We start from the raw sequence: 12,226 nt of genomic DNA, 5'->3' as shown, positions 1-12,226 counted from the left end.
TATATACAATCTGAACGAAGTTCCCCAACGCCCTTATTGGATAAGCATTTACGCTTAAAAAGAAAGACCAATTCTAATATAAGGCAAAGTCGCTTCTTTACTAAAACCCAGTACACCTTGAATCGTAAGAAGCTCTCCCGGCATAAAATAAATTCCACCGCCATAACCCATATGCCATGTATCTGAACTTTCTGCCGTCATCCAAACCCTTCCAATATCGTAAAAACCAATCGCTCCTACCGTTCCTGGAACAAGATAGGATGAATAACTGAATAGTTTCAATCGCATGTCAAAATTATTATATACAGCTGTTTTCCCGGTAAAGCGTCTTGAATTATAGCCACGAAGACTCATTTCTCCGCCAATTTGTGCATGCTGATAAAAATAGGGATCTCCCCAAACCGCATCTATCCCGGTCCTATTCGCAAATGTGATGTAGTCATTGGCAATTGTTTTATAAAAACTCATCGCGTGATGTAGCTTTGTATATTTCCGTGTCTCACCGCCAATCTCCGCATTCCACCCCACTCTGGTATGCATATGTATACCTGATTTTGGATTTGCCACGTTGTCACGTGTATCATAGTCTATCCCAGCTGTAATTCCCGTAAAAAAATTGTTTCCATAAATAGGTTCAGAAGGAAACTTCGTATTAAACTCCTCAAAGTATTTTCCAATATTATTAGCCTCTTTACTGTTGTAATACTCGGAAGATGATCCATAAAATAATTTCAGTTTAGGATTTAGGTACTTCTCCAGAAAAATGTCGCCACTTACAATATCAAATCTATTCCGATAGTAAGAAATACTTCTCGAATCCGATTTTTCAAACAGGCTGTTGTTTCCATAACCGAAAAAATTGCTCAGGTTCCTAGGGCCAAGGGATGAAAGATGAATAGAAAGATCCTGATCCGCTATCAGTTTCTTAAAGTGGCCTTTGTAATCAAACATAAATGATTCGCGTCCTGTTAAATAACTGGCCATAAACTGGTGCCGATAAGCATAGGGTTTCTTCCTAAACCCTTGATTTTCGATCAGGTATCCTAACCCAAAAATCAGACCGCGGTCAACACCATAATCCAGATTGACCACGACTCCTTTACGATCGTATACAAAATTATCATACTCAAATTGATGAATAGCCGTATCTGCGCTTAATTTTAGTCGTACATTTTTATCAACCTGAATGCTGGATGCCTGTTGATTTTTAGAATCATAAATATAGACCTTATGACCGTTGTCAAATTTATCAGAAGTACGATATAGATCTTCACCTTTTCCACCTATTAAACGGAGTCTAATAGGTGATCGGCCAGATCCATGTATTTTATATTCATCCGAACCTGAAATCCCATAGATTCTGATTTCCTCAGTTTGATTAGGTAAAAAAGTCCGTTTTATCAGCTTTCGCCCCTCAGTACCATCCTTTTTCTTATTGTGTATGCTGACTGATACAGAACCATTTTTATTGTAATCGATATCAACGAATTCAGATTTGGCCGACAGGGGCAAATCAACAACACGGGCAAGAAAGCGGTAATAAGTGAGCCCACTCTGCATAAGTTCGTCCCTTCTGGAACGAATATTTGTTTCCAGTTCATTCGCACTTAATTTTACGATAGTATCAGGCATGGTAAGCATAGCCTGATGAATCAGCGAATCGGTAAGCGTTTTCTGAACAAATTTTATTTCATCGATCCATTCGTCTTCTGTGAGATGGGTAAGAAAAAAGTGATCAAAATGACGAGCGTTGAAATTCCAATGCGGCACATTACGTATGTGTGGGCTAAATGGCTGTAAATGGGCCTTTAACCATTGATAGGAAAGTAAGGTAGGAAACAGCCCTGAGGTTTTATAATAAACCTTATCCCGATCACGCGGCACCGGAGTATAAATCTTCTTACCTTTCTCTTTTTCAGGATCCCATCGCCAATTATCCTGATGGCGATCCCAATCCCCTAACGTAAAATCAAGTAACCGCGAGCGTAAGGTGAGTTTTTGATCGATCTGGGTGTCATTATCTTCTAATACCTTTCGGATAACTTTTGCGCTATTATCCGTTTTTTGATCTTCAAAGGGTGTACGTCCCTCAAACATGTAAGGCCTGTTTTTAAAGACCTCCCGATATTCGCCAAATCCAGGGTCATCGCCAACAAAAACGAGTTCAGGAGAAGCATGTGGAATACCCAGGGCTTTATTAAATGGCGGAACAGTCAAAGCTCCAAATGGATGGTGTATTGAAATTTGATCCTGTACGATATCTTTTGCAAATGTTTTTCGAAGACTCTCCGGAAGACTGCGTTCGGGATATTTCTGAATAGACCTGAGTAACCATTCTCTACCAGAAGGATCGGCCATCCGAAGCGATTGAGTCTGCATTCCACCGCCCAATTTCACCACATGAAGTCCCCCTTTTTCTGTCCGAAGATCCATAACACGCATTTTTACAGGCGTATTATATAATTTACGGTAGCTATCGCCCAACCAGAAACGATGAACCAAGCCTACCCTATCGTATTCAGGTGCTATAGTCGATGTAATACTGTCAATTTTTTGGCCTTGTGAGTTTAAAGCACAACAGCAAGCGATTAAAGTAAAGATTCTTCTCATTATCTAAGTCGGTCTTTGCAAGAATCAGCATCCAAATGAATTGAATATGCTGCTCCGCTTTCTTCGTTAAGCAATAGATCTATAGTCATCTGTCCTAAATAACCAAAATACGACTGTCTATTCGGGCTAAAGTTCCTATTTTAAAGCATGGAATCAAAAATTTTCTGATCCTTTTTTTACTTGAAATCCCATATTTCCATAAAATTTGTTACTTTCTGTTCCTAGGACTTACGCGCAAACGAAGGCAACCTTTCGTTTTTCCGCTGTCTGACTTCCTCAATCGATAACCTTCCCAGACCTTCGCTCATACGCTTTATCAACCACAAGCCCTGTTATCTCGACATACACACCTGCTTCTATACGCATGATATATTCAAGGGGCATCACCCTACCCTCCTATTCTCCACCGTACCTACCAACAGTGATACTCCTGCTCGCTTACAGAATCGTCGCCACTTCTCTCAACTTTTCGGCATCATTGCTATGATCTAACCCTACGGTCAAATAGGTCGATCCTTTATAGTCAGTCGCTTTAGCCTCATTATACCCATTGGATTGTTATATTAAATTTACTTCATGAAAGAAAATCCTCATTATAAGACATCGAACACAAAATTAATATTTATCCAATAGACGACGATGATAATTGATCTGCCCTAGATGATAGGTTAAATGTGTCGTTAAATGCACCAACAAATACTCCGTTGTTGTCATCTCGTCAAATACCAAAATAGGATATATCGCCTTAAGATCATCTTCTTTCAGCTTGTCCAACGCCTGATCAACGACGCGGATCGTATCGTCTATAGCATCTAAAAGCACCGCTCTTGGAATATCCCGTAACGCAAACTCTGCCTCCCTATTTCTGATGTAACCTGTTTTTCCGATCTCCGCTCCTATATACGTCTGTAAATTCCCTATTAAATGCAGGCATAAATTTCCGGCTGAATTCGCAATATTCCGATCAATAATCCAGATATTCTCTTCTATACTATAGGATATAATTTCTGTTTTCAATCTGTTTAGATCTCGATAAAATAGACTCTTCAATGTTTTTATAAGCATAACTTAATTTCAATATTTTTTCACTATAATATCCTTATCATTTTTCTCGATCAAAACTAACGCTTTCACAATAATAATTGTTTCTATAAGGAAGAAAAAACTACTCCATTCCACCAAAATTCTGACAACGTAGACCTAAACCTATTGACAAATATATCCGAGAAATATCCGTAAGATATTGTATTTTTATTGATATCAACAAGGGCTTATGCATATGCTTCCAAAGATTCCAAAAGCAACTTGGCTTCTATTTTTTATTTTAACAGTAATCCTAACTATGCTATTTTCGGGATTTGAAAGTCGCGCGGATGGTAACGATGCGATTGGTTTCCCCTTTCCCTTTTATCGGTATCTGGGCGGAAGGCATTACCCAGAACCAACGGACAGAACATATTTCATCGGCATATATCTTCTACTGAACCTTATCGTTTATTTCGGGATCTCGTATGCCTTAACTTATGCTATAAAGAAGTTTAGGAATAAAAGAGTTAACACAAAGTAGGCTATCTATTGTGTGAACTGTTGTTTTTAATGCCTTAAATTTTAATTACTAGAATTGCCATCATCATGAAAAAAAACACGCAGATAACCAACCTGAGTATAGAATCCGCCGGTTTACCTAAAGATCCAAAACTGGTCATTGCTGAATATATATGGAACGGCTTTGACGCAAAAGCTACCGAAGTCGACATTGCAATTGATAGCAACGAGCTCGGTTATATAAACAGTATCAGCATCAGCGATAATGGAGAGGGGATCGTTTTCGATACACTCCCCTATTCATTTGGTAATTTCCTCGATTCGGTAAAGAAAAATAGCATCAAGCGAAGTTCGTACACGAGGGGAAAGAAAGGAAAAGGTAGATTTTCTTTTTCATTGTTTGCAACAAGAGCGATCTGGAATACCATTGTCAAAGAAGAAGAGGTTTTAAAGACATACCGCATACAGATCGATAGGGACAGCAAAGAACAGTATGACGTTAGCGAAAGTATCCCGATAGAAAACCAGCAGACAGGAACCCAGGTGAGATTGGAGGGAATATTCGGGCTAAATTCCTCCCATTTAGAATCTCAAGAATTTATAGATTTCATGGCGCAGGAATTTGGCTGGTTTCTCTACCTTAACCGCGACTTAGGCTACACAATACGGATTAATGGGGTGCAATTGATATATGATCATCTGATTCAAGAAACGGATCTGCTATCTTGGACTTTATATAATCCTGAAGGTGATTCCTCCTATACTTTTCAGGTCAATTACATTCGTTGGAACCAGCAGATCGGAGACCGCTATTACTATTATTTGCGCAATAGCGAAAAAAGAGAAGTGGCAAAAGTTCTCAGTAGCTTTAACAATAATGCAATCGATTTCCATCACTCCGTTTATGTGACATCCAACTTTTTTGACACTTTTGAACAGGAAGACATCAGCGTTTCCACGGACATAAATCTTTTCACGGGCAAAGATAAGCAAGTTGTCTACCGTAATTTGCTTGCTGAATTGCGCGATTTTCTTGAACGGAAGCAAAAAAAATACATTCGTGAAAATGCCGTTGCTATCAAACTCAGTGAATTAGAAAAAAAAGGATTTCTTCCCCCTTACGACCAAACAGAAAAAGACAGGAAAAGAAAAGAAATACTGCTCGCATTGGTTCAGGAAATTTATATCATAGATCCGCGCATCTTCTTTGGAGTCAAAACCGACCTGATCCGTACCTATTTAGGTTTCCTGGATCTTCTACTACAAACAGAGAAAAATGCAGAGATCCTACCCATACTTGAAAAGGCAATGCCATTGTCTGACAAAGAGCGGAACCGAATAAAACAGCTACTAATACTTCCCAATAATCTTGATCAAGGAGCCATTTAAGCGATATTGAGAGGTATTTTTATTTAATGACTTTTCTATGTCATTAAATAAAATAAAAAGTTTCAATTTTGCTTAACACTGTTAAATCATTTATGCATTAAAGCATGGGTAGTAAAGAACGCATACAACGCCTCAAGGATGAGAATAGAACAAATATTCTCGATGCCGCTCTCCAAATCGTTAAAGAAGAGGGATGGCAGGCATTGAGTATGCGTAAAATTGCGGATATTATAGAATATACCGCGCCGATGATTTATGAGTACTTCGCAAATAAAGATGCAATTTTAAACGAACTCGCCAACCAGGGTTATCTCTTACTTGCCAAAAAAGTCAGACAAGCCAAATCAACCCAAACCGACCTGGAGAAACAATTGGAGGCAATGTGGTTAAGTTATTGGGATTTTGCATTCGAGGAGCGCGAATTATACCAACTCATGTTTGGCGTTGGAACTGCCTGCTGTGGATTTGAAAAAACGTATAAATGTGCAGAATCCCATGGCAAATTGATTAGTGATGTGATTCGTGAGATCATGAAGGATAAAAATCCACCGGAAGATCTGATCTGTAGAAAGTATTTTACATACTGGTCAATTATACATGGGCTGATATCAATCAACTTGGTTAACCAAGGTAATGGCGAAAATACCAACCAAGAGGTTCTAAAAGATGCGATCTACGGTATCACCCGCTCGCTTACTGACTAATTTTTTTTCATTAAAAAATACAACGTTAAAAAATCTAACACCGTTAAATACACCAAAACTTCAATTTTTAATATCACATGAAAACAAATGTATCACCAAGTCTTAAGAAGATTTACATTCCTGCACTTAACAGTGTTAAACGAATTAATATCGTAAAGACTGCATATGTGCTGAGTGCAATCTTTTTATACAGCTGTTCAACAGGAACCAGCAAACCTATTGATCCTCCTCCTGTTAGCCTTCCAGTTGTTACCATCGAAAACGGCAATGAGACCGTCTATCAGGAATATCCAGCAACAATAGAAGCTTCGGCGAATATCGAGATCAGACCGCAGGTTGAGGGGATTTTGGAACAGATCTTTGTCGATGAAGGCGCGAAAGTCAGTAAAGGACAGGCACTTTTTAAAATTAATGATCGCCCATACCAAGAGCAGTTGAATCAGGCCAAAGCCAATCTACTAGCGGCAAAGGCAGCGTTGGAAAATGCTGAACTGGAGGTTGAGAAAAAAACAAAATTAGTCAATACCAAAGTATTGACTGACTTTCAGTTGAAAACAGCAATCAGTGCTCGTAATGCTGCAAAAGCAAATGTTCAATTGGCTTTATCGGCGGTAGAAACCGCTAAAATAAACGTAGGTTACACACTGATCCGTGCTTCGGCTGAAGGCTATATCGGAAGGTTACAACGTAAACAAGGAAGTTTAGTGGGGCCGGCAGATCCACAACCATTGACAGCATTGTCTAATGTCAGAGATCTTCATGTTTATTTCTCATTGGGAGAAAATGATTTTATTGCTTTCAAAAATAATACGGAAGGTAATAATCTTCAGCAAAAATTGAACAACCTCCCTCCGATCAGTTTAGTTCTTTCCGATCAGACCGTCTATGATCAAAAAGGAAAAATAGATATGGTAGATGGACAGTTTGATAAAAATACAGGAGCGATTACCTTACGCGCTACATTCAGTAATCCTGAGGGCGTTTTGCGTAATGGCAATACCGGCCGTGTCAGACTCCCAAAGAAATATGACCAAGCTTTATTGGTGCCACAACTTGCCACACTTGAAATGCAGGACAAGATCTTTGTGTATACTGTCGGAAAAGAAAATAAAGTTGTACAGCAGCCTATCTCCGTCATTGGAAAAAGTGGTTCAAATTATCTTGTAAGTAAAGGTATCAGTACCGGAGACCGTATTGTTTATAAAGGGATAGACCTCTTGCAAGACGGACAAAAAATCACGCCACAACCTTTATCAAAAGACAGCATCAATTAATATTATAAACGACAAACTTATGCTTAAGAAATTTATAGAGAGGCCTGTACTCGCCACTGTCATTTCCATATTACTTGTAATACTGGGTGTGATCGGTATATTAAAGCTGCCCTTACAGCAGTTTCCAGATATTGCTCCTCCAGCAGTACAGGTAACAGCATTATATCCCGGTGCAAATGCCGAAACAGTACTTCGGGCCGTAGCTCCTTCTTTGGAAGAATCCATCAATGGTGTCGAAAACATGAGCTATATGAGCTCTACCGCGAGCAACGATGGATCATTGATGATTACAGTATATTTTAAATTGGGCACTGATCCTGATCAGGCTGCTGTCAATGTGCAGAATCGGGTGGCACAGGCTACCAGCCAGCTCCCTGCCGAAGTAGTTCAGGCGGGAATTACAACCGCCAAACAACAAAATAGCTTGATCATGGTATTGGATCTATATACGGAGGACGAAAGTAAATATGACCAAACTTTTATCACCAACTATGCGCAGATCAATATCATTCCTGAACTTAAACGTATCCCTGGGGTAGGACAAGCATTGGCTTTCGGTGGTAGTAAAGATTATTCCATGCGTGTATGGCTAAATCCAAATCAAATGGCCGCCTACAAATTAACTCCGGAGGAGGTGATGGGGGCAATTCAAGATAAAAACGTCGAAGCTGCTCCAGGAAAATTTGGGGAAAGCAGCCGTGAAGCTTTTGAATTTGTTATCAAATATAAAGGTAAGCTTAACCAACCAAGCGATTACGAGAACATTATTATCCGCTCAAATACGGATGGTTCCGTCTTAAAGCTTAAAGATGTAGCTCGTGTTGAACTGGGATCGTACACTTATGCAAGTCATACGCGTATTAACGGTAAAGCAGGACTCAACATAGGTGTCATGCAATTAGCGGGATCCAACGCCAATGAAATTCAGATTGCTATACAGGAATTTATGGAGAAAGCTTCCTTAAGTTTTCCAAAGGGCGTAAAATATCTTGTTTTATATAATACCAAGGACGCGCTTGATCAATCTATTGATCAAGTTAAACATACCTTGATCGAAGCCTTTATTTTGGTCTTTTTGGTTGTTTTCCTATTTCTCCAGGATTTCAGATCAACACTGATACCGGCAATTGCCGTACCTGTGGCGATTGTAGGGACATTTTTCTTTATGCAGCTATTTGGTTTCTCCATCAATCTATTGACCTTATTTGCACTTGTATTAGCCATCGGTATCGTCGTGGATGATGCCATCGTGGTAGTCGAGGCCGTACATGCCAAAATGGAGCATAATAACCTCCCGCCCAAATTAGCAACGACCTCTGCCATGAGTGAGATCACAGGAGCCATTATCTCTATCACCCTGGTCATGTCTGCGGTCTTCCTGCCTATTGGTTTTATGGAAGGTTCGACGGGAGTTTTCTATCGACAGTTTGCCTTTACCCTGGCCATAGCCATTGTAATTTCAGCGATCAATGCCTTGACTTTAAGTCCAGCCCTCTGTGCATTATTTTTAAAGCCCACGCATCATAATCACGACGAGACGAAGAAACTTAATTTCAAAGAACGTTTCTTCACAGGGTTCAACGTTGGTTTTGACCGCCTGACTAAAAACTATTTAGGCAGCTTACGTTTTCTGATCCGTTACAAATGGGTAGCTTTTGCGGGACTGGGTATCACCTTGTTGCTGACAGTTTTTATGATTCGTCGTACTCCTACCGGATTTATCCCTTCCGAGGACCAAGGTTTTATTGCCATATCACTATCGATGCCCGCTGGTGCTTCATTGGATCGCACCTCAGGTGCTTTGGCAGAAGCTGAAAAGCAGCTTCAACATGCTGATTTCACCAAGACATTAAACGTTTTGGCCGGTTTTAATATTTTAACGCAATCCACCAGTCCTTCTGCGGGCGTTGCTTTTATTTTGTTGAAACCCCATGAAGAACGTGGTAATATCAAGGACATCAACGCCATTATGGCTGATGTCAACCAACGTTTGGCAAATATCAAAGGTGCGAATTTTTTTGTATTTACCTTCCCTACGGTTCCCGGATTTAGTAATGTCGACGGACTTGATATGGTTCTTCAGGATAGAACAGGAGGACAACTTGGCAAATTCAGTACAGTAGGTCAAGGGTTCATCGGTGAACTCATGAAGCGTCCTGAAATTATGATGGCCTTCACAACCTTCAAAGCCGATTATCCGCAGTACGAGCTACAAGTGGACGACATCAAAGCCGAACAACTTGGTGTAAGTACCAAAAGTATCTTACAAACCATGCAAGCCTACTTTGGTAGCGCGCAGGCGTCAGATTTTAACCGATTCGGAAAGTATTATCGTGTGATGGTCCAAGCTGACGCAAAAGATCGTAGCGAACCAACTTCTATGGATGGAATCTTTGTTAAAAACAGATTAGGCGACATGGTACCTATTAATACCTTGGTTAAACTGGAACGTGTATACGGCCCAGAGACTGCTTCGCGTTACAATCTATTCAATTCAATCGGAATAAATGCGATCCCAAAACCAGGTTATAGTTCAGGAGATGCAATCCGTGCCGTGGAAGAAGTAGCCAAACAGCATTTGCCAACTGGATTCACCTACGAATTTTCGGGTATGACGAAAGAAGAAATTGTTTCCGGAGGTCAGTCCACGCTTATTTTTATCCTCTGTTTGATCTTCGTTTATTTCCTTCTCGCGGCACAATATGAGAGTTACATTATTCCATTAGTGGTTATACTCTCTATTCCAACAGGTATATTTGGCGTCTTTGCAGCAATTAGCTTCACTGATACGGCCAATAATATTTACGTCCAGGTAGCCTTGGTCATGTTGATCGGGTTACTGGCGAAGAATGCCATTTTAATTGTCGAATTCGCCATTCAAGGTCGAAAACAGGGACTTTCTATACCAAGCGCCGCACTTAAAGCAGCACGCTTACGTCTGAGACCTATTATCATGACCTCATTGGCGTTCATTGTCGGTATGATTCCCATGATGACTGCCGTGGGTCCTTCGGCACAAGGGAATCACTCGATCAGTATTGCTGCGGCCGGTGGTATGCTTAGTGGAGTTGTATTAGGACTTTTTATTATTCCTATCCTCTTCATCGTATTTCAGTTTATCCAGGAGAAAGTCAGTGGTACGGCAAAAGAAAAGCAACTGGAGAATGAGCATATTTCTTTGGAAATTCCTATGCATACAAATAATTAGTGAACAATGACAACATCAGAATATATGAATAGAAATGTAAAACTATTGACGGTTTTCATCTTATCTTTTGTCGCGTGGTCTTGTAAAACAGATAAATTGGTTAGCAATAAACATCTTGCTCCCACTCTGCCCCAGCAATACCGTGATCAGGGAATAGCAACAAAAGAAAATAATATTGGTTCTATTCCATGGCGTGATTTCTTTCAAGATCGTGTTTTACAAGGTTTGATCGACAGCGCTATCCAACATAATTTGGACATGCAATTGGCACTGAAAAATATAGAGTCGTCTCAACTGAGCTTAAAGCAGGCAAAGGCAAGCTACCTGCCTTCAGCACAGTTGCAGGTCAGAGGAAATAGTACCAACCCTTCTAATAATAGCATGAACGGGTTGAGCTTGAATCAATTTTTAAAACAGCATCATGTCGAAGACTATACAGCATCCATTGGTTTATCCTGGGAGGCCGATCTATGGGGGAAAATCAAAAATCAAAATGCGGCGGCATTGGCTTCTTACCTGCAAACTGAAGAAGCAAAAAAAGTGATACAAACACAATTAATTGCCCAAGTGGCGCAAGGTTATTACCAACTATTGATGCTTTATCAGTTACGGGATATCGCTCAGCAAAATTTAAAATTGAGCGATACCACGCTCCGTATTGTCAAGCAACAATATGAAGTTGGCGATATTACATTGCTTGCATTGGAACAAGTCGATGCCCAACGTCTGTCCGCTGCTTCGCTTATACCTGATTTTGAACAACAAATTCATCTTCAAGAGAATGCGATCCAAATGCTCAGTGGAAAACTGCCTGCGGAAATCAAAACACAGGAACAATTGGCCAACGTTCGTTTTCCCGAAGATCTTGCAATAGGAATACCAGCGGATTTACTAAGCCATCGCCCTGATGTTAAACAGGCGGAACTTGCTGTCACTGCTTCACAGGCCTATCAAAAATCTGCTAAAGCAAGAATGTATCCTTCGCTGGTCATTAGTGCTGAGGCTGGTGTCAATGCATTTAAAACAAGTAACTGGTTTAATCTGCCGGCCTCTTTATTTGGTGCAATTACAGGAAGTATTACACAGCCCATTTTTCAGCGTAGAGAGCTGAAAACGCAATATGAACTCGCACGCATCGAGCAAGAGAAGAATGTGATGATTTTCAAGCAAAAAGTCATTTCAGCCGCCGGAGAAGTTTCTGATGCCCTGATTTCAATCCAAAAATTGAAGGAAAAAGAACAGATTACCTTGGATAGAACTATACGTTTAAAAGAGGCTACAAAACACGCTAATCTTCTCTTCGAAACTGGTATGGCAACCTATCTGGAAGTAATCACCGCGCAAAGCAATATATTACAAAGCGAACTTGAGCTGGCTCAGGTGAAGAAAGCCGAACTTTCGGCTGTAGTAGATCTGTATCGCTCCTTAGGAGGTGGTTGGAGCAATAACTAATTAAAGATTTGCAATTTTTCTAATTTTATATCACATATCTGGGA

General features: G+C 40.2%; 7 protein-coding genes. 5 read left to right on the top strand and 2 right to left on the bottom strand.

From position 1 onward, the window contains the following. Positions 1–54: 54 nt before the first annotated feature. Together ABDW32_RS05555 and ABDW32_RS05550 are read right to left on the bottom strand one after the other, a co-directional pair. Positions 55–2,610 carry a BamA/TamA family outer membrane protein gene (locus tag ABDW32_RS05555; protein WP_343560244.1) on the bottom strand — a complete coding sequence of 852 codons (2,556 nt, stop codon included), beginning with the start codon at positions 2,608–2,610 and terminating at the stop codon, positions 55–57. A gap of 615 nt (positions 2,611–3,225) precedes the next feature. Further along, positions 3,226–3,675, bottom strand: a complete 450-nt coding sequence (locus ABDW32_RS05550; protein WP_343560242.1) for a DinB family protein — start codon at positions 3,673–3,675, stop codon at positions 3,226–3,228. A gap of 567 nt (positions 3,676–4,242) precedes the next feature. Here ABDW32_RS05550 and ABDW32_RS05545 point away from each other — a divergent pair. The 5 genes from ABDW32_RS05545 (at position 4,243) to ABDW32_RS05525 (ending at position 12,182) form a co-directional block, all read left to right on the top strand. Further along, on the top strand, positions 4,243–5,544 hold the full coding sequence (locus ABDW32_RS05545) for an ATP-binding protein (RefSeq protein WP_343560240.1): 1,302 nt from the start codon (positions 4,243–4,245) through the stop codon (positions 5,542–5,544). 104 nt (positions 5,545–5,648) lie between these two features. Further along, positions 5,649–6,248, top strand: a complete 600-nt coding sequence (locus ABDW32_RS05540) for a TetR/AcrR family transcriptional regulator (RefSeq protein WP_343560238.1) — start codon at positions 5,649–5,651, stop codon at positions 6,246–6,248. 77 nt (positions 6,249–6,325) lie between these two features. After that, the gene (locus tag ABDW32_RS05535; RefSeq protein ID WP_343560236.1) at positions 6,326–7,522 is read left to right on the top strand and encodes an efflux RND transporter periplasmic adaptor subunit; all 1,197 of its coding nucleotides are present in this window, start codon (positions 6,326–6,328) and stop codon (positions 7,520–7,522) included. A gap of 19 nt (positions 7,523–7,541) precedes the next feature. After that, entirely contained in the window at positions 7,542–10,730 is a 3,189-nt protein-coding gene (locus ABDW32_RS05530; RefSeq protein WP_343560234.1) for an efflux RND transporter permease subunit, read from the top strand. Between the two features lie 24 nt (positions 10,731–10,754). Beyond that, positions 10,755–12,182, top strand: coding sequence for a TolC family protein (locus tag ABDW32_RS05525; protein ID WP_343560232.1), 1,428 nt, complete (start codon positions 10,755–10,757; stop codon positions 12,180–12,182). Positions 12,183–12,226: the final 44 nt, after the last annotated feature.

It is taken from the genome of Sphingobacterium sp., assembly GCF_039596235.1.
GTDB lineage: Bacteria > Bacteroidota > Bacteroidia > Sphingobacteriales > Sphingobacteriaceae > Sphingobacterium.
The sequence above is the reverse complement of the archived record's forward strand: the minus strand, read 5'-3'. Positions and strand labels throughout refer to the sequence as shown.

Bases quoted from the DNA above. Each gene is read 5' to 3' on its own strand.
- ABDW32_RS05535 (WP_343560236.1), top strand. From the start codon at position 6,326: ATGAAAACAAATGTATCACCAAGTCTTAAGAAGATTTACATTCCTGCA.
- ABDW32_RS05540 (WP_343560238.1), top strand. From the start codon at position 5,649: ATGGGTAGTAAAGAACGCATACAACGCCTCAAGGATGAGAATAGAACA.
- ABDW32_RS05530 (WP_343560234.1), top strand. From the start codon at position 7,542: ATGCTTAAGAAATTTATAGAGAGGCCTGTACTCGCCACTGTCATTTCC.
- ABDW32_RS05525 (WP_343560232.1), top strand. From the start codon at position 10,755: ATGAATAGAAATGTAAAACTATTGACGGTTTTCATCTTATCTTTTGTC.
- ABDW32_RS05550 (WP_343560242.1), bottom strand. From the start codon at position 3,675: ATGCTTATAAAAACATTGAAGAGTCTATTTTATCGAGATCTAAACAGA.
- ABDW32_RS05555 (WP_343560244.1), bottom strand. From the start codon at position 2,610: ATGAGAAGAATCTTTACTTTAATCGCTTGCTGTTGTGCTTTAAACTCA.
- ABDW32_RS05545 (WP_343560240.1), top strand. From the start codon at position 4,243: ATGAAAAAAAACACGCAGATAACCAACCTGAGTATAGAATCCGCCGGT.